The organism is Aeromonas sp. MR19 (assembly GCF_963899305.1).
GTDB lineage: Bacteria > Pseudomonadota > Gammaproteobacteria > Enterobacterales > Aeromonadaceae > Aeromonas > Aeromonas bestiarum.
On record NZ_CAWQWZ010000021.1, the window covers coordinates 1 to 18,227 of the forward strand.

General features: G+C 60.1%; 14 protein-coding genes and 2 tRNA genes. 12 read left to right on the forward strand and 4 right to left on the reverse strand.

Going from position 1 to position 18,227, the window contains the following annotated elements:
* The first annotated feature begins 40 nt into the window (after positions 1 to 40).
* The 4 genes from AACQ95_RS12795 to yjjG all read left to right on the forward strand — a co-directional run bounded on the left by AACQ95_RS12795 (position 41) and on the right by yjjG (position 2,672).
* Positions 41 to 117: transfer RNA gene (locus AACQ95_RS12795), tRNA-Met, on the forward strand.
* 103 nt (positions 118 to 220) lie between these two features.
* Positions 221 to 297 (forward strand) — tRNA-Met (locus AACQ95_RS12800).
* A gap of 189 nt (positions 298 to 486) precedes the next feature.
* Positions 487 to 1,983: a M17 family metallopeptidase gene (locus AACQ95_RS12805; RefSeq protein WP_241278672.1), complete on the forward strand. Its 1,497-nt coding sequence runs from the start codon at positions 487 to 489 to the stop codon at positions 1,981 to 1,983.
* A gap of 8 nt (positions 1,984 to 1,991) precedes the next feature.
* Positions 1,992 to 2,672, forward strand: coding sequence for a pyrimidine 5'-nucleotidase (gene yjjG, locus AACQ95_RS12810; RefSeq protein ID WP_241278673.1), 681 nt, complete (start codon positions 1,992 to 1,994; stop codon positions 2,670 to 2,672).
* Positions 2,673 to 2,744: 72 nt separating this feature from the next.
* On the opposite strand, the gene AACQ95_RS12815 is transcribed toward yjjG, so the two are convergent.
* The 4 genes from AACQ95_RS12815 to elyC all read right to left on the reverse strand — a co-directional run bounded on the left by AACQ95_RS12815 (position 2,745) and on the right by elyC (position 8,142).
* The gene (locus AACQ95_RS12815; RefSeq protein WP_241278674.1) at positions 2,745 to 4,001 is read right to left on the reverse strand and encodes an amidohydrolase; all 1,257 of its coding nucleotides are present in this window, start codon (positions 3,999 to 4,001) and stop codon (positions 2,745 to 2,747) included.
* A 1,359-nt stretch (positions 4,002 to 5,360) separates the two neighbouring features.
* On the reverse strand, positions 5,361 to 6,332 hold the full coding sequence (gene pfkA / locus AACQ95_RS12820) for a 6-phosphofructokinase (RefSeq protein ID WP_042652255.1): 972 nt from the start codon (positions 6,330 to 6,332) through the stop codon (positions 5,361 to 5,363).
* A 148-nt stretch (positions 6,333 to 6,480) separates the two neighbouring features.
* Positions 6,481 to 7,236: a triose-phosphate isomerase gene (tpiA, locus tag AACQ95_RS12825; RefSeq protein WP_241278675.1), complete on the reverse strand. Its 756-nt coding sequence runs from the start codon at positions 7,234 to 7,236 to the stop codon at positions 6,481 to 6,483.
* 135 nt (positions 7,237 to 7,371) lie between these two features.
* A complete protein-coding gene (gene elyC, locus AACQ95_RS12830) occupies positions 7,372 to 8,142 on the reverse strand; it encodes an envelope biogenesis factor ElyC (protein ID WP_241278845.1) in 771 nt (256 codons plus the stop codon).
* Between the two features lie 128 nt (positions 8,143 to 8,270).
* Here elyC and cmoM point away from each other — a divergent pair, with 128 nt between their 5' ends.
* The 8 genes from cmoM (at position 8,271) to AACQ95_RS12870 (ending at position 18,075) form a co-directional block, all read left to right on the forward strand.
* On the forward strand, positions 8,271 to 9,047 hold the full coding sequence (gene cmoM / locus AACQ95_RS12835) for a tRNA uridine 5-oxyacetic acid(34) methyltransferase CmoM (RefSeq protein ID WP_241278676.1): 777 nt from the start codon (positions 8,271 to 8,273) through the stop codon (positions 9,045 to 9,047).
* A gap of 140 nt (positions 9,048 to 9,187) precedes the next feature.
* Positions 9,188 to 10,507, forward strand: a complete 1,320-nt coding sequence (mukF, locus tag AACQ95_RS12840) for a chromosome partition protein MukF (protein ID WP_043557782.1) — start codon at positions 9,188 to 9,190, stop codon at positions 10,505 to 10,507.
* A complete protein-coding gene (gene mukE, locus AACQ95_RS12845; protein ID WP_021140832.1) occupies positions 10,488 to 11,225 on the forward strand; it encodes a chromosome partition protein MukE in 738 nt (245 codons plus the stop codon). The genes mukF and mukE overlap by 20 nt, the downstream gene beginning before the upstream one ends.
* A 45-nt stretch (positions 11,226 to 11,270) precedes the next feature.
* Complete coding sequence (gene mukB / locus AACQ95_RS12850; protein WP_241278677.1) at positions 11,271 to 15,698, forward strand: chromosome partition protein MukB; 4,428 nt, start codon at positions 11,271 to 11,273, stop codon at positions 15,696 to 15,698.
* 220 nt (positions 15,699 to 15,918) lie between these two features.
* Positions 15,919 to 16,305, forward strand: coding sequence for a septal ring lytic transglycosylase RlpA family protein (locus AACQ95_RS12855; RefSeq protein WP_098985123.1), 387 nt, complete (start codon positions 15,919 to 15,921; stop codon positions 16,303 to 16,305).
* A gap of 147 nt (positions 16,306 to 16,452) precedes the next feature.
* Positions 16,453 to 16,758 (forward strand): putative quinol monooxygenase, encoded by a 306-nt coding sequence (locus AACQ95_RS12860; protein WP_445290534.1) that lies wholly within the window; start codon positions 16,453 to 16,455, stop codon positions 16,756 to 16,758.
* Between the two features lie 317 nt (positions 16,759 to 17,075).
* Positions 17,076 to 17,537: a GNAT family N-acetyltransferase gene (locus AACQ95_RS12865; protein ID WP_241278678.1), complete on the forward strand. Its 462-nt coding sequence runs from the start codon at positions 17,076 to 17,078 to the stop codon at positions 17,535 to 17,537.
* A 61-nt stretch (positions 17,538 to 17,598) separates the two neighbouring features.
* Positions 17,599 to 18,075 carry a GNAT family N-acetyltransferase gene (locus AACQ95_RS12870; RefSeq protein ID WP_241278679.1) on the forward strand — a complete coding sequence of 159 codons (477 nt, stop codon included), beginning with the start codon at positions 17,599 to 17,601 and terminating at the stop codon, positions 18,073 to 18,075.
* The last annotated feature ends 152 nt before the right edge of the window (positions 18,076 to 18,227 follow it).

The following is an 18,227-nucleotide window of genomic DNA, read 5'->3' on the forward strand; positions in this document are numbered from 1 at the left end:
TGCTCGGTAGTGTGTGGTGATGAAGGCAGTACAATTCGGACGCGGGGTGGAGCAGCTCGGTAGCTCGTCGGGCTCATAACCCGAAGGTCGTCAGTTCAAATCTGGCCCCCGCAACCAACTATTTGTGCTTATAGCAATGCTTGATGCAGAGCTATGGGTGTAAAGACAGCACGCTACTTCTGCTCGGTAGTGTGCGGTGATGAAGGCAGTACAATTCGGACGCGGGGTGGAGCAGCTCGGTAGCTCGTCGGGCTCATAACCCGAAGGTCGTCGGTTCAAATCCGGCCCCCGCAACCAACTTTCTTCTGTTTCTCCATTTCGTTTTTCCTCTTGTTTTCCCCTCGTTATGTTTCGCACCGTTTCCGGTTGCTCATCATATGTACGCATAATCACGCTTGATATTGATTTTCAAGTGCAAATCTGGCCGCCACCGCGCTTTGTTGGGTATCATCAGTGATATCTCTTCATGGACGAGGCCTCTGCCCAATGATGCAACAGTTCACTTATCTCCCCCCCCAGATCGACATTCATGATGCCACCCTGAGCCAGGCCATGGGCAACGGGCTTTCGGCCAACCTGCTGCTTGTTGCCGAAGATCTGCGCGACTCTATTCTGACCAGACCTGAGTTTGCCGCCGTGGCAACCCAGATAGCACTGGGGCAGAAGGCGCCCTACAGCCTGGTGCAGCACAACAGCCTGCAACTGGTGATCTTCATCGGAGCCCGTCCCACCCGGGATCACGCCCTCTACAAGCAGGCCAGATCCTGGATAGCCCCGCTGGCCGGACTCAAGATCGAGCGGATGGGGCTGCACCTGGAAGGGTTTGACGAGGGGGACAGGGCGCAGCTGGCCGAGCTGACGCTGGCCTGCCTGTTGGCGGCCAATGTGCCGCTGCCGAGCCACAAGCATAGCGCCGAGGATGAGTGGCGCTATCAGCAGATTGCGGTGTCGCCGCGCTGCGTGCTGGATCTGGCGCGGATCTACGCCGAGGCCGAAGGCAATGGCATGGCGCGGCATCTGGCGGTATCGCCGGCCTCCGATCTTACCGCCCGCAGCTATCGGGAGTGGGCTCGTCAGCTGGCCCAGGTCGAAGGCTGGCAGTGGCACGAGTACGATCAGGCTCAACTGGCCGAACGGGGAGCCGGCGCCTTCATCGCGGTGGCGAGAGGCTCGGAAGACAACCAGGCCGCCATGGTCAAGCTCAGTTACTGCCCGCCCAATCCGGTGCGCCGGGTCGCCTTGGTGGGCAAGGGGATCTGTCACGACTCGGGCGGTTACAACCTCAAGGTCGCCGGCAGCATGTATGGCATGCACCTGGACATGGGTGGCAGCGCAGTGGCACTGGGCGCCCTCTATGCGATCAGCCGGGCCCGCCTGCCCTATGAGGTGCACTGCTGGCTCGCCATCGCCGAGAACCACATAGGCCCGCTCGCTTACCGGCCGGGGGAGGTGGTGACGGCGCTCAACGGCACCACCATAGAGGTGGTGGATACCGATGCCGAGGGGCGCATGGTGCTGGCGGATACCCTCTGTATGGCTGTGCAGGATAATCCGGATCTGCTGATCGATTACGCCACCCTGACGGGGGCCTGCAAGCGGGCACTGGGCAGCCGTTACAGCGGCGCCTTTACCAACCGGCCCCAGTGGTTCGGCGAGCTGATCAGCCTGGGCCAGCGCAGCGGTGAGCGAGTCTGGCCCTTCCCGCTGGATGAGGACTATGACGACAACCTCGATAGCGAGTGGGCCGATCTGTTACAGTGTGCGCCGGGCGCATCGCCGGATCACATAGATGCCGCCCGTTTTCTCAACCGCTTCGTGCCTGCCCAGACCCCCTGGCTGCACCTCGATTTGAGCGGTTTTCGCAGCAAGGGGGGCAATGGCGTGGTCAGCAGTGAAGTGACCGGATTCGGGGTCAGGCTGACGCTGGACTTGCTCGCCAGCCCGCTGGGCCGCCGCCATGAACTCGATGAACAAGAACAGTAAGGGATCCCGTGAAAGTACCAAGTTATGACTGGGTGTTGTTCGATCTGGACGAAACTCTGCTCGATTTCCCGGTCGCCCAGGCCCTGGAGCAGACTCTGCAGCTCTACGGCGTGACGCCGACGCCCCCCAAGATGGCGGAGTATCATGCTCTGAACCACAGTCTGTGGCAGCAGTACAACTCGGGCGAGATAGATGCGGCCCACCTGCAGCAGACCCGTTTTTCCCTGTTTGCCGAGCAGGTGGACGTGGCACCCATGGCGATGAACGACACCTTCTTGCAGCAGATCATCGCCCTGAGCGTGCCGCTGGAGGGGGTGTTGGAGACACTGCAGGCCCTCAAAGGCCGGGTGCGGATGGGGATCATCACCAATGGCTTTAGCCTGCCGCAACGGGGTCGCCTCAGCAAGCTGGGCTGGAGCGACTGGTTCGAGCCGCTGGTCATCTCGGACGAGGTACAGGTGACCAAGCCGGCCGCCGCCATTTTCCAGCATACCCTGGCCTTGATGGGGCAGCCGAGCCCGGCGCGGGTACTGATGGTGGGGGACAACCCCAAGACCGACATCGCCGGTGCCGCGGCGCAGGGGCTGGCTACCTGCTGGTACAACCCGGACCGCCACGACACCGAGTGCGAGGCGACCCACGAGATCCACCACTTTGCCCACCTCTCCACCATAGTGCTGGGGCAGTAAGCCAAGCGGCGAGCCGCTCGCCAGCAACAAAAAAGGCAGCCCTTGGGCTGCCTTTTGTCATCTTGTCACCTATCAGGTACCCAGGCGACTGAGCAGCCAGGATTCGAGCAGGGCTACCCCGTGTTCCAGCACGGTTTCGTCGAAGTCGAACTCCGGATGGTGATGAGGCGCCGCCAGATTGGCCCCCAGGATCAGATAGGCGGCCTGACCGCCGTTTCGCTGCACCCGCTCGATGAGAAAGCCCGCATCCTCGCTGGCGCCAAAGCGGCGAGTGTGGATGGTCTCAAGCTTGAGCGTCTCTGCAAGCGGCACTATCTCCTCGAGCAGGGCCGGGCTGTTCTCGATGCCGATGGCTTCCCCCTGCTTGCGAATGAGGTAGGTGGCGCCCTGCATCATGGCGGCCCCTTCCACTATCTGCTGCACCTGGCCGAACATGTAGTCGTTAAGCGCCGGGGTGGCGCCACGGGTTTCCCCCTGCAGGCGGGCATGACCAGGGATCACGTTGCGACCGCTGCCACCGCTGAGCTGGCCCACGTTGATGCGGGTCATGCCATCGCGGTGGCGGGCAATGCCGAGCATGGCGGTGGTCGCCGTGCAGGCTGCCGCCAGCGCATTGCTGCCCGCGTTGGGCTCAAGCCCCGCGTGGGCGGCGCGCCCCAGAAACTCCACGTCGAACTTGGTGGAGCAGAGAAACTCGGTGGGATTGACCACCAGCTCGCCACTGTTGGCATGAATGCCGATGTGCAGCGCCAGCAGGGCATCCACATCGTCGAGCTGGCCGCCCGCCGCCAGCGCCTTGCCGCCACGGCAGCCCTCTTCGGCGGGCTGGAAGAACAACTTGATGCGGCCGTTCAACCGATCGGTGAGGGCTGCGATCCGCTCGGCCAGCACCAGCCCGATGGCGGTATGTCCGTCGTGGGCACAGGCGTGCATCCAGCCGGCATTGCGAGACTGCCATCCCTCCTGGCTGGGGGGATGCAGCTCATCCTGGCTCTCATCGACTTCCACCGCATCGATATCGAAGCGAAAGGCCAGGGTCGGGCCGGGACGACCGCTGTCCCACACGCCCATCACACCCGTTATCTCTTCGATGCGGGCCAGCCAGTCGGGATGTGCACCCTGACGCAGGGCGCGCTCCTTCTGGGCTTGTACGTCTACCTCCCGTCCCATGATGAGGTTGCTGGCCAGCAGCTTGTCCCCCAGCATGACTTCAAATCCGAGTTTTGAGAGGTGGTGAGCGATGAGGGAGCTGGTGCGAAACTCACACCAGGCCGCTTCGGGCAGACGATGAAGATCACGACGCCACTGGCGTAGAGCATCTTGGGTCATGGTAATTCCTGCATGGCGAGTCCAGCGGATATTGTGACGGGCAGGGGAGCAAGAGTAAATCCCGGAGCACAAATGCAACAAGGGGAGCGATGAGGCTCCCCTTGTGGACGGTGGCAGTGACATGCAGCTTATATAGTGTGCATCAACCAGTTCTAAATAAGGCTTTCGGTATCACGCTGGGTGAAACAGCCAAAAAAGACAGAGAGTGGTGAATTAGTCAGCGCCTGGGCTATGGCTGTCATTCAGCAATACACAATTCTGGATGACTAACCGGCTCAAAGCTGTGACAGCGACGGCAGAGAGACGGCAACCAGAGTGAAAAACACGGTAAAAACGGCAGTAACAACAAACTCTTTCATATTTTGTCTCCCTTGGCTGACTGTTGATGGGACCAAGATACCACAATTGTGCGGTAAAACAATAGTAAAATGTATTTATGTGGCAAATTATGGGCTTGAAGCATCTAAAGCCTTGTTTTTACATTTTAGCGTCTGTTTTATCATCTGGCCTTCTTTGTGATGCCGATGCGCACTCTGTGTATGTGGTATAAATTTATAAAATTCATTATGTTATGTTTTGTTCGTGTCAATTTTTCAGTGGGTTTTGTATGGGGCTTTTCTGGTTTTCTTGAAATTTGATCCGCTTTCAAGCCCCTCTGTGGCGTCTGAAAATGTCGTCGAAAGCCGGTTGGCTTGTCCCTTGGCTGAATTTGAAGAGTGCATCCATTTTTTGTCGCATATTGTGCCTTGAAGCCTGACAGGGCGCCTCTTTCAGGAAGCGGGCGCGGCACCCGCTTCTCAGTCAGTACGCAAAAATGGTGAACATGATGAGGGGCTTGCCATTGAGGGGGCACGAATGACGGCTCCTGCGCTGGGCTCACCTTTTTCTTATGCCATGCGTCTGTGTGTCCCGGTGCGACGGCATTGAGGAGAGGCTCTCAACACCCCCGGGATGACGATACAAGGCTCTGTGCTAGCGATGAGTGTGGCCGACGCCACCGGCGGCCTGTGGTGATGGGAGGAGAGCTTGGGGCTGATCCTGCGTCCGATGCAGAAAAGGCCATCCCGCCAGCCGGCATACCCGGGATGTCGTGAGCCGCCAAACCTTGGCAAGGAAGTAGCGCCCATTCGTCGATGGCGAGAGGGCTGTCGTTGACTATCCAGGGGCCAGGGAGGCGCTCCGCTCGCCGGTATGGCGGGCATGGGGCAAGATTTGGACAACAGTGCAGCAGATGGCGCAGCAAGAGAGAGGGCCCTTGTACGGTTGCCGGTTCCACCCGTTGCCGGGCACACGACGTGCATAAAAAAACCCTCCAGCGGAGGGTTTTTTGTCACAACAGGCTGAGCAAGCGACAGGCGCTTAGAACAGGGTGGTGGAGAGATCGTACAGCTCCTGATCGAACGGGCGCTTGAGGTTCTCGATGCAGTCGATGATGTCGTGGTGCACCATCTCGTTGCCCTGGATCCCGACGCAGCGGCCACCCTGACCGGCCAGCAGCTGTTCAACGGCGAAGGCACCCATGCGGCTGGACATGATGCGATCGCGCGCAGTCGGCGAGCCGCCACGCTGGATGTGGCCCAGAATGGTGGCGCGGGTCTCGCGGCCTGTCATGGCTTCGATGTCCTTGGCCAGGGCATTCACGTCGGTGACGTGCTCACAGATGGTGATGATGGCGTGCTTCTTGCCTTTGGCTTCGCCTTCCTTGATCTGTTGCAGCAGCTTGTCCTTGTCGAAGGTCACTTCCGGCACTATCACGTACTCGGCGCCACCGGCAACGGCGGCAGACATGGCCAGATCGCCGCAGTGGCGACCCATGATCTCGACCACGGAGATGCGGTGGTGGGAGCTGCAGGTGTCGCGCAGGCGGTCAATGGCGTCAACCACCACGTTCAGGGCGGTATCAAAGCCGATGGTGAAGTCGGTGCCGGCGATGTCGTTGTCTATGGTGCCCGGCAGGCCGATGCAGGGGAAACCCTCCTCGGTCAGCTTCTTGGCACCCATGTAGGAGCCATCACCACCGATCACCACCAGGGCGTCGATACCGTGTTTTTTCAGATTTTCGATCGCTTCGGCGCGCACTTTCGGGTCTTTGAAAGCGGGGAAACGGGCGGAACCCAGGAAGGTGCCGCCGCGGTTGACCACGTCGGAGACGCTGTGACGCTCCAGCTTGACGATCCTGTCCTGATGCAGACCGAGGTAGCCATCATAGATGCCGTAAACTTCCAGGCCATGATGCAGACCGGCGCGCACCACGGCGCGGATGGCTGCGTTCATACCCGGTGCGTCACCACCACTGGTCAAAACACCAATACGTTTGATTTGTTTGGTCATGAGTGCCTCTGGATCTGAGTTGTCTAATACGAAGTTTTGAAAATGAGATAAGCCACATTGACTATATCGGCTTTCGTATGGGATGCGGGGGCCGCCATAGGAAAAACGATATGCAGGAGGGGGCAAGCGCCCCCTCCTGGGCAACAGCTTACTTGGCTGCGCCAGCGATGATCTGGGAGAAGTCGTCCACTTTCAGGGACGCGCCACCCACCAGGCCACCGTCGATGTCCGGCTGACCGAACAGATTGGCTGCGGTCGCGCCAGTGACGGAGCCGCCGTACAGGATCTGTACCTTGGCAGCCACGGCGCCGTCAAACCCGGCCAGGTACTGACGGATGTGAGCGTGGACGGACTGGGCGATTTCCGGGGTAGCAGTCTTGCCGGTGCCGATGGCCCATACCGGCTCATAGGCAACCACGGCGTTGCTGAAGGAGGCGATGCCACAACGGTCGATGACGGCTTTCAGCTGGGTCTCAACCACGTTCTTGGTCACGCCGGCTTCGAACTGTTCCAGTGTCTCACCGATGCACAGTACCGGCACCAGGCCGGCTTTCTGGATGACTTCGTACTTGGCGGCAACCACGTCGTCGCTCTCTGCGTGCAGGGTACGACGCTCGCTGTGACCGACCAGGGAGTAGGTGCAACCGAAGGCTTTGAGCATGGAGGGGGCGTTTTCACCGGTGAAGGCGCCGGATTCGTGAAGGTCGGCATTCTGGGCGCCGTAGGCGATCTTGCTGCCAGCGGTCAGCTGCTCAACCAGACCCAAAAAGATAACCGGCGGGCAGACGGCGACTTGCACAGAAGGATGAGCGGCAGCAGCCGGGGTCAGTCCTTTGATCAGAGCTTCGACAGAAGCTTTGGTGCCGTTCAGTTTCCAGTTACCCATTACCAGGTGCTGTCTCATCTTGTAACTCTCCTAGGCATTTGATTGCGCGACATTATATGAATTGAACCGAGCCCAAGATAGCTGACCCGGCGGCAAATGACGTAATTTTTTTTCGCTTTCCTGATCCAAATCAGGAATGCAAGGCTCGATTGCTCAATCGTTAACCTGCCCTCGCAAACGGGCCCACCATACCCCAATCCATTCGTGAATGGCAGCCTCGGAATACATCAGATAACGCCCCTTCGGCAGGTAGCTGTAGAGGGGTTGCGCCACCTGGCTCTGCTTGGCTGTGTAGTCGGTGGGGGCCGGCACCGCATCGAGTCCCTGTCCCTGATAGAGCGCCATGGCCCGCGGCAGGTGGGTGGCCGAACTGACCAGTGCCACTCGCTTGCCCTTGAGATAACGGCTGATGCTGACGGCCTCGTCGTGGGTGTCTTTGTTGTTTTCAAACAACGTCATCCGCGAGCGGGGTATGCCCAGGCTCGCCGCCATGCGGGCATTGACCTCGGCGTTGGAGAGGGGATCCCCGGACACATAACCGGAGAAGATGAGCTCAGCTTGCGGATAAGCCTGGGCGAGGCGCACCCCCTCCAGCGTTCTAGCGAGCGATATGTTGTTCTGCCAGGCGCGCTCGGGCACGGCCGGATCGCTCACATGACCGTTGCCCAGCACTACTATGGCCGCTATATCCGGGTGCTGGTTTATCTCGAAGGGCGAAAAGGTCTGCTCCAGCGGGCGGGCCAGCTCGTAGCTTATCGGTCGCATTCCCATCAGGGCGACGACCAGCAAGGAGAGGGTCGCCAGCAGCTTGCCGGTTTTTTGAAAACGGGTGAACCAGAGCAGCAAGAGCGCCAGCAGCAGCAGGGAGAGGGAGAAGGGCAGCGGCATCAGCAATTGGCCTAGCCACTTCTTGATAACAAACAAGTTGGCGGCAAACAGGTTGAGCTCAAACACTGGGATGTCGTCCTTGAGTTTTCAGCAAATTCGGGATGTGACAGAATACCCCTCTTTTTTCGTCAGGCCCAACCCTGCGGCCAAAAGTTGAGTGTGTCTTGAAGCAAGATCAGAGTTTTGACGGGCGCGCCGACAAGTTCGCCCGCAACATTTATGACTCCACCAAGGGGCGCATTCGCACCACCGTGGTGTGGAGCGACATCGAAGCCTGCCTGGCGCGCCTTGGCAACCGGCCCCTGCGCATTCTGGATGCGGGGGGCGGATTTGGCTACTTTGCCCAGAAGCTGGCGGCCATGGGTCATCAGGTGGAGCTGTGCGATCTCTCCGCCGAAATGCTTGAACTTGCACGAGTCCAGATTGCCGAAAAGGGGCTGGAAGACAGAATTCGTCTCATCCAGTGCCCCATTCAGGATCTCAAGAGCCAGGTGACCGGCACCTTTGATCTGGTGCTCTGCCACGCCGTGCTGGAATGGCTCGCCGAGCCGCGCCAGACCTTGCTCGGTCTGTTCCCTTTCGTCAAGGCAGGGGGCATACTGTCGCTGCTTTTTTACAACCGTCATGGCCTGCTGTTTCAGAGCCTGGTGGTAGGCAATTTTGACTATGTGCACCTCGGCCTGCGCAAGAAGCGCCAGACCGCCCTGACCCCCACCAATCCGCAGCTGCCGGAACAGGTGTACGACTGGATTGGGCGAGGGGGGCTCAAGATCATCGGCAAGACGGGGGTGCGCGTCATCCACGACTACATGCGCCACAAGCAGGATCAGGTCGAGAAGTTCGATGATCTGCTGGCCATGGAGCAGCAATATTGCCGCCAGGAACCCTTTATCTCCCTGGGTCGCTATATCCATGTGATGGCGCAGAAACCGTCAAGCTGACCAGCAGTCTGTCTAGCAGCCTTGTAATAACAACGAGATGGTCAGATTTTCATGATGAGGCCATCCAAATGGATAACAACGAGATGGTCAGAGTTTCATGATGAGGCCATCCAAATGGATAACAACGAGATGATGACGTCATGATGAGTACATCCCGTACCCTGCCCGAGATGGTGGGATGGGTCAGGCAGGAGGGGTTGGCGCTGAGCCTGCCGACCGACCGGCTGGCCTTTCTGATTGCAATCAAGACCCTGTCCGAAGATGAATCGGACCTGTCGGAAGCGGCGCTGCACGACGCCTTCGGCTATGTCAGCAACGCCTTTGGCCAGATGGACGAGACCCTCACAGGTCGCGCCAACAACGCCATCAACGATCTCATTCGCCAGCAGCTGCTGTCGCGCTTCAACACCGACATGGTGGCGGGAGAGAGCCTCTATCGCCTGTCGCGGCTGGGGATGGGGATCGTCGACTTCTTCATGGATCAGCGCCAGGTCGACTCCATCAAGCTCTCCATCCTGCTCGAACACCTGGCGGCCGAACTCGACACCGCCCGCAAGGCGGCGCTTGAGACCAACACCCGTGAGCAGTGGGATGCCGAGGTGCTGCCACGGCTCACCTTCTCGCTGGAAGAGACGCTGGGGCGCATCGATCTGACCCAGCGCGCCATGGACGAGCAGCAGAATCAGGTCAAGAGCGAGATAGCGGCCCTGCTGACCCAGAACTGGGTCGATGCCATCCACAGCTGCGAAAAACTGCTGCACGAGACAGGCCAGACCCTGCGCGAGCTGCAAGATACCCTGGACGCCGCCGGCCACCGCCTGCAGGCGGGGCTGCTCAACATTCAGGAAGTGGCCCAGGGGCGCGACGATCTGTTCCATGTCGAGGAGCTGACCCACGCCCTGCAGGGGCGGCTTGACGTCATCACCAGCTGGGGCCAGCAGTGCATCGAGCTCTGGTCTCGTTACGATCGGCACGTCCACAAATTTATCCGCAACGCCATCGACATGGACAAGAACCGCGCCTTCAGCCAGCGGCTGCGCGACTCCATCCGCAATTTCGAGCAGCACAACTTCTTGCTGAGGGTGGCTGAGGAGCCGCGCCTGCTGGAGCTGCGGGATGAAACCATCGCCATCCACGACGAAGAGGTCACCGGCGAGGTGCCCCTCGAGATGGAGTACATGGAGATGGTGGACATCAACCAGGAGCTGGCTGAGCGCATCGAGCGCTACCTGGCCCGCTACCCCGAGCAGGGCCATCAGCTGGATGTGGCCGATGTGCTGCGGGAATACCTGCTGGATTACCCGGCTCACGCCCATTTCGATGTGGCGCGTCTCCTGATCGACCAGGCCGTGCGCCTGGGCCATGCCAGCGGTGAGCGCGAGCTGCACCACCAACCCGCATGGAAACCCATTAACCAAGCTGGATCCAAGGTTCAGGCCTATGTCATTGATCAATACTGAGTTTCCCTTGCCGCTGCGGCTTGCAGAGGCCATTGCCAACCCCTTGTTTCCGCGCATCGACACCGCCTTGCGCTCGGGCCGTCACATCAGTGCCGACGATTTCGAACAGCATTCGGCGCTGGTGGAGTACCACAACGAGCTGGAGATCTTCTACGGCCGCTATCAGGTGGAACTCATCAAGGCGCCGGAGGGCTTCTTCTACCTGCGTCCGCGCCCCAGCGCCGACATCGGCACGACCGTGCTCTCCGAGCTCGACATGCTGGTGGGCAAGGTGCTCTGTTACCTGTACTTGAGCCCGGACAGGCTCGCCTCGGAAGGGGTGTTCGCCATGGGCGAGCTGCAGGAGGAGGTGTTGAGCCTGGCCGACGAGAAGCAACTGCTGCGCATGGTCAACAGCCGCTCCGGCGGCACCGATCTGGACAAGAAGAAGCTGCTCGAGAAGATCCGCACCTCCATGCGTCGCCTGCGCCGCCTTGGCATGATCACGGCCCTTGGCAACAGCGACAAATTCCGGGTCAACGAATCCGTGTTCCGCTTTGCCGCCGATGTGCGCTCCGATGAAGATCCTCGCGCCGTGCAACTGCGGATGATCCAGGAGGGCGAGGCCATCTTCCACGACGACGAGATGCCGAGCAGCGACTCGCTGTTTGAAGACATTGAAGCGGATCTCGATGAAGAACAGCTTGAACTGGAGGTTGAAGATGACCTGCAGCGTTAAATACAAGGCCCTGATGGAGCCCTTTACTTTGATGGAGAGTGCGGCGTGAGAGGCAAATTCAAATCCCTGACCATGGTCAACTGGAACGGCTTCTTCGCCCGCACCTTCGATCTCGACCAGCTGGTGACGACGCTCTCCGGCGGCAACGGGGCGGGCAAGTCCACCACAATGGCGGCCTTCATCGCGGCGCTTATTCCTGACCAGTCTCTGCTGCATTTTCGCAACACCACGGAAGCGGGTTCCTCCAGTGCGTCGCGCGACAAGGGGCTCTACGGCAAGCTGCAACGGGGTTCCTGTTACTCAGTGCTGGAGGTGATGAACAGCCGCGAGCAGCGGATCTGGGTCGGCGTGCACCTGGAGCAGATCCAGAACCGTGACAACAAGGTCAACATCACCCCGTTTGCGCTGGTGGATGTGCCAGAAAACCTGTCGCCCACGGATCTGCTGCTGGAGAAACTTGAGGGCGGCAAGGGCCGCATTCGTGCCTTTGCCGATCTGAAAGGGGCCGCCGCCGAGCTGGGGGCGCTGAAGGTCGCCAAGTTCAATACGGTGACCGACTATCACAACTTCATGTTCGAGTTCGGCATCACCCCGAAAAAGCTGCGTGATCAAAAAGATCGCGGCAAGTTCTATCGCCTGATCGAAGCCTCCCTCTACGGCGGCATCTCTTCTTCGATCAGCCGGTCGCTCCGTGAATACCTGCTGCCGGAGAACTCGGGCGTGCGCAAGGCATTCCAGGACATGGAGGCGGCCATCTACGAGAACCGTCGCACCCTGGAAGCGATCAAGGAGACGCAAGGTCAGCGGGATCTGTTCAAGAACCTGATCACCGAGACCACCCACTATGTGGCGGCCGACTATGTGCGCAACGCCGCCGAGAAGAACCGTCTCTCCGAGCTGGCCCTCAAGGCCCGTCAGGAGCTGGCGGACAAGCGCCGCATTCTGGCCGAAGAGCGTCAGCGCGCCATCTATCTGGCCGACGAGGTGGAGCAGCTCACCAACCGCGAAAAATTGCTGACCGATGAGCTGGAGTCCGCCGCCGAGCACCTGGCCAAGGTGATGGCCGCCGTTGCTCTGCAAAAGAAGATAGAGATGTATCGCGCCGATCTGGCGGAGCTGGTCGACAAGTTGGAGCAGCAGCAGGCGATCGTGGAGGAGATCCACGGCCAGCTGCTGGAAGTGGAAGAGCGCAAGGAGCTGGCGCAGGCAGAGGTCGACAGCCTCAAGACCCAGCTGGCCGACTACCAGCAGGCGCTGGACATTCAGCAGACCCGCGCCATCCAGTACCGTCAGGCGGTGCAGGCGCTGGAAAATGCCCGCGCGCAGTGCGAACTGCCGGGATTGAGCGCCGAACAGGCGAGTGACACCCTGCATCAGTTCCGCGCCGCCGAGCAGAGCCTCACCAGCCGGATGCTGGGGGCCGAGCAGCAGCTGGCACTGGCCAAGGCGGCGGTAGCCGAACATCAGGCCGCGCTGACGCTGCTGTTGACTATTGCCCCCGAGACCGCCCGTGAGGCCGCCTGGCCCACGGCGCAGGCGCTGCTCAAGCGCCATATCGAAGACAAAGCCCGCATTGCGCAGGGGCAGGGGCTGCGCGCAGCCCTGACTCGCCTGGAAAAAGAGAGCGAGAGCCAGAAGGCCTTGTTCAAGCTGCGTGACGAGCTGCATCAAGCCTGTGGCCAGCAGATCGCGAGCCAGGACGAGCTCGAGCTCTTCCTCGAAGCCCAGCGTACCCGTCAGGAAGAGCTGAGTGATCAGCAGAGCGATCTGAACCAGCGCCGCGCCAGCCTGGAGCATCAGGGTGCCCAGCTGGGCCGCGATATCGGCGAACTCACCAAGCTGGCCCCGCGCTGGCTCAAATCCTTTGAAAAGCTCGAGCAGCTGCGGGAGCAGAGCGGGCTGCCGCTCGCCACCGCCGAGGCGCTTTCGGCCGGCATGCAGACCGTGCTCGACAAGGAGCGCGAGTTTGAGCAGGAGAGCAATCGCATCGCGGCGCAAAAGCAGGCGCTGGAGCTGCAAATTCGCAACCTGCAGCTGGGCGCTGGCGAGGCGGATCCACGTCTGGCCCGCATCGCCGAGCAGGTGGGGGGCGTGCTGCTCTCCGATGTCTATGACGACATCTCCATCGATGATGCCCCTTACTACTCCGCGCTGTACGGTCCGGCTCGCAGCGCCCTTGTGGTGCTCGACCTTGAGGGCGCCATAGAGCGGCTGAAAAAGCTGGAGGATTGCCCGGAAGATATCTACCTCATCCAAGGCAACCCCGACTCCTTTGACGAGGATCTGGTGGAAGCGGACGAGCTGGGGGACGCCGTGCTGGTGCGTACCAGCAAGCGTCAGGTGCGCTTCTCCCGCTACCCCGAGCTGCCGCTGTTTGGTCGCGCCGCCCGGGAAAAACGGATCGAGCAGCTTGATCTCGAGCGGGAAAATCTGATCGAGGGCTACGCCAAGGCCGCCTTCGAGCAGCAGAAGTTCCACCGTCTCTACGGACATTTTCGCGACTTTATCGGCCAGCATCTGGACATCGCCTTCCGCCCCGACCCCGAAGCCGAGGTGCAGGCCAAGCAGGCCGAACTGCGCACCTTGCAGGGGGCCATAGCCGAGTGCGACAAGCAGCTGGCCGAATCCAAGGCCATTGCCGCCCAGCTGACCCGATATATCCAGCTGGTGCAGGGGATGCTGCCCTTTGCCCATCTGTTTGCGGAGGCCGACCTGGCAGCCCGTCTCGAGGCGGCCCACGCCGACGTCGAGGCACTTAAAACAGCCGAAGCCTTTATCGCCCAGCACGGCAAGGCGCTCGAGAAGCTCGAGACCTTGGTGCAGGTGCTGCGCCAGGATCCGCAGGATCTCGCCGCCCTGCAGGCGGCGTTCGACGAGACGAGCGAATTGCTGGCCGAGCAGAAGCGCCGCTGCTATGCCCTCGATCAGCTGGTGGCCCGTCTGCCGCACTTCGCCTATCAGGACGCACAAGATCTGCTTGGCAAAGCGTCCGAGATGAGCGAGCGGCTCAAAGAGAAGCTTAAAACAGCCGAGCTGGCGGCCCGCACCGCCGGGGAGCAGCACAAGCAGATTGCCCAGCGCCACACAGAGGCGTTGCAACTGCGTACCGCGCTCGATTCCAGCGCCTCGGCCAAGCGCCAGACCCTGACCGAGTTCGAGCAGGAGCTGGCGGCCATGGGGCTGACCCTGTCGGACGACATGGAAGAGAAATCCCGCGCCCACAAGAAAGAGATCGAGGAGCTGCTCATCCGCACCCGGTCCCGTCGCACCAGCGCCGAGGCCCAGTTGCAGGTGACCAAGCGCGAGATTGAATCCCTTGGCGGGCGCCTCAAGCTGGAAGGCAAGGATTACTACAGCGCCCGTAAATCCCTGGTGGGCCACAAGGCGAGCTGGTCGCGGGTGGTGCGTCTGGCACGGGACACAGACGTCGAGAAGCGTCTGAACAAGCGCGAGCTGGCGTACTTGGACAGCGACGAGCTGAGATCCATGTCGGACAAGGCGCTCGGCGCCTTGCGGGTTGCCGTGGCCCACGACGAGGCCCTGCGCGATGCACTGCGTCTGTCGGAAGGCAACCGCAGCACCGAGCAGAAGGTCGCCTTCTACGTGCAGGTCTACCGTTACCTCAAAGATCGCATCCGCAACGACATCATCCGCTCCGATGATCCTGTGGAGGCGATCGAGGAGATGGAGATCGAGCTGGCGCGCCTGGCCGACGAGCTCAAGCAGCGTGAAAATCACCTGTCGCTCTCCTCCCACGAGGTGGCGGCCAAGATCACCAACATCATACGCCGCGAGCAGAACCGCATCCGGGTGCTCAACCAGGGCCTGCAGAACATCGCCTTCGGTCTGGTGCGCGGGGTGCGCCTCAACGTCAATATCCGCGAGGCTCACACTCGCCTGCTGACCGCGCTGGCGGACCAAAGTGCCATGCACAACGATCTGTTCGCCGACAAGGAACTCAGCTTCTCCGAGGCCATGGCCAAGCTGTTCCAGCGTATCAACCCGCAAACCGAGCAGGGGGATCGCAGCTATCAGGTGATGGGCGACGTGCTGCTCGACTATCGCAACTACCTGGAGCTGGAGATCGAGGTGCAGCGTGGCGCCGATGGCTGGCTGCGGGCCGAGAGCGGTGCGCTCTCCACCGGCGAGGCGATCGGTACCGGTCAGGCCATCTTGCTGATGGTGCTGATCAGCTGGGAGGAGGAGTCCCGCCGTCTGCGCGGCAAGGACATAGCCCCCTGCCGCCTGTTGTTCCTCGACGAAGCGGCGCGCCTGGATGGCAAATCCATCGCCACCCTGTTCGAGCTGTGCGAACGGCAGGATATGCAGCTCTTGATCGCGGCGCCCGAGAACATCAGCCCTGAGAAGGGCACCACCTACAAGCTGATCCGCAAGGTGCAGGGCAAGCACGAGCATGTGCACGTGGTGGGTCTGCGCGGCTTCGGTTTCGCCGATGACAAACTCATCGCCTGACACAGGTTGACGGGTGAACACACAAACGGGAGGCTGAGGCCTCCCGTTTTATATGGAAAATATGGGAAAATGGGCGCTCCGCTCTCGTTGCTTGAAAGACGTGATGCGGTATGGAACGCGCGATTGGTCATCCCTAGGTGGTCATTTTTACGGCACGACAGAACCGCTTATCCCGGCAAGGGGAGCAAGGACAAAGCCCATGGCTGACATGAAGGGAAAGATGCAAGACGTACAAAAAGGGCTGCTGTTATCGCTTTGTCTGCTGCTGGCAGCTTGCAGCAGCCGATATGACGACAGCCACGGCGGCAGCTGGCGCGGTTATACCGACACCGGGCTCGCCTCCTATTACGCCGACCGTTATCACGGCAAAAAGACCGCCAGCGGCGAGCGCTATCGCAACAACCTCAATAGCGCCGCCCATATGGAATTGCCCTTTGGCGCCATGGTGCGGGTCACCAACCTCGCCAACGGCAAGAGCGTGGTGGTCAGGGTCAATGACCGCGGCGCTTTTAAAAACGGGCGTATTATCGATCTCTCCAAATCGGCTTTTAGCAGCATCGGCAGCACAAGATCCGGCCTTATCAAGGTGAAGATAGAGGTGCTCTAGTCGCCGACTCGTTCAATGGCACGAACAGAGTGTCCAATCTGCCCGGCTATATCCCGCCGGGTACTCCCTTTTACACTGCTCCTTCGCTCAAAGGTGGCTCCCAGACCGGAGCCCCTTTGCATACCCCTGAAAATGGAGCAGATAAAGATGAGTGAAGAGAAACTGGTGTCCATCGCCGTACTGAAAGCCCGCGCCGGCATGAGAGATCCGCTGCGCCGTGAGTTGCTCAAACTCATTGCGCCGACGCGGCGAGAGCCGGGCAATCTGGATTACGTGCTGTTTGAACTGCGTGACGAACCGGGCACCTTCTATATGCGCGAAGCCTTTGTCAGTCAGGCTGCGCTGGATGCCCATTGTGCGACCGACTATTTTCAGGCTTTCGCCAATCAGACCGATACATTGTTGGCAGCGCCGCTGCGGCTGATTTTTATGGCGGAGGTGAGCCATCCATAAGCGAATTGGGCCTGCTGCTGGCCCAATTTTCCCCCATATGCCAAGTGTCCAGCCCAGACGCTTTCCCGCTATTCCTTGGTGTCGATGATCCGCCAGCTTGCATCTTCACGACACCCGTTAGGGATGTTGCATTGCACAGGTTTCTCCTATTTCTGCCCAATAGCCTTTTCATCTCCCCGCTGGTCGGTAAGATATCCAAATGAAAATCAAATTTGCGCTAAGCCTAGTGCTCTAGATAAAAACCGTGGCAGGCCATGTCTGCTTAACGATACGACTGGCCATCCAGGAGGGCCGATATGGCTTTAACGGGAGGCGAGATGGAGATCGCGCTGGCGGATGTGTCGGACAGTGAGTTCGAACAGCGCTTTGCTGCCGTCAAACAGGGGATTTTTCCCTATGTTGAGGCGGTCTTTGGCTGGGATGACGACTTTCAGCGCGAGCGGTTGAGCAGTGAATACCAACCGCAGTGGTTTTCGTGGATCCTGCTGGGGGGCGAGCGAGTCGGTCTGCTCTGCTGCAAGCCATACGACGATGCGCTGCACATTCATCTGCTGATCATCTTCCCGCAGTATCAGGGTCGGCAGTTGGGCTCGGCCGTCATGGACCGGCTGTATCGCGAAGCGGAGCGTGAGGGGAAAAGTCGGGTGACCTTGTCCAGCTTCACAGACAACCAGAGGGCGGCGCGGTTTTACCTGCGGCTCGGTTACAAGGTGGTGGAGGGGGATGAGGTGTTTGTCTCCTTGTCCCGGTCGGTGACGAGGTCGTCATGGCCTATGTGATGTTGAAAACCTCTGCCGTTGGGTCTTGTTTCATTCACGCAATCAAGGCTGGGACTGATATATGACAGTGCAATTCAAGCATTTTGACGATGTGCTGGCTCCGGATTTTCTGCCGCTGCTCAACGACGCGACGATCAGAAAACACCTGATTGATCATCCCCGCTTTGATCTGCCCGGGGTAGGGTGCTGGATGGATGACAAAATACGGATCAACCAGCAGCCGGGGTGTCGTGTTCGAGCCGTGTTGATCCATGGGCAGCTGGCAGGGTGGTGCGGAATACAGCCGGATGAGGATGGCGTCGAGCTGGCCATTGTCATAGGTCAGGCCCACTGGGGAGCCGGCATAGCCATATTCAGGGCGATGATGTGCTGGGCGCGGGAGATGGGGCATACCGAAGTCCGCTTTCATCTGCTGGACAGTCGTCCCGCCTATGCGGCGCTGGCCAGCAAGGCGAGCCGGGTAGAGAAGAGGCGGCTCTCCGGGCGGATGTTCACCACCTATTGTCTGTCGGTTGAGTGCTGGTTTGCAGCTTGCTGACACCAGATGAAAATGGCCGGCAACCTGTTTGCCAATGCCAATGCCAATGCCAATGCGCTGAGCCATCCGTTTATATCGAGGTGGGGGATTAAGATCTGCAGCGAATGTTGCCATGACAAAAGGCGTTTTATATGCGTATTTCAGTGCGCTGA

Coding starts and splice junctions, on each gene's coding strand:
- AACQ95_RS12855 (WP_098985123.1), top strand. CDS start 15,919: ATGCAAGACGTACAAAAAGGGCTGCTGTTATCGCTTTGTCTGCTGCTG.
- tpiA (WP_241278675.1), bottom strand. CDS start 7,236: ATGAGACAGCACCTGGTAATGGGTAACTGGAAACTGAACGGCACCAAA.
- pfkA (WP_042652255.1), bottom strand. CDS start 6,332: ATGACCAAACAAATCAAACGTATTGGTGTTTTGACCAGTGGTGGTGAC.
- mukF (WP_043557782.1), top strand. CDS start 9,188: ATGATGAGTACATCCCGTACCCTGCCCGAGATGGTGGGATGGGTCAGG.
- AACQ95_RS12815 (WP_241278674.1), bottom strand. CDS start 4,001: ATGACCCAAGATGCTCTACGCCAGTGGCGTCGTGATCTTCATCGTCTG.
- AACQ95_RS12805 (WP_241278672.1), top strand. CDS start 487: ATGATGCAACAGTTCACTTATCTCCCCCCCCAGATCGACATTCATGAT.
- mukE (WP_021140832.1), top strand. CDS start 10,488: ATGTCATTGATCAATACTGAGTTTCCCTTGCCGCTGCGGCTTGCAGAG.
- AACQ95_RS12870 (WP_241278679.1), top strand. CDS start 17,599: ATGACAGTGCAATTCAAGCATTTTGACGATGTGCTGGCTCCGGATTTT.
- AACQ95_RS12865 (WP_241278678.1), top strand. CDS start 17,076: ATGGAGATCGCGCTGGCGGATGTGTCGGACAGTGAGTTCGAACAGCGC.
- AACQ95_RS12860 (WP_445290534.1), top strand. CDS start 16,453: ATGAGTGAAGAGAAACTGGTGTCCATCGCCGTACTGAAAGCCCGCGCC.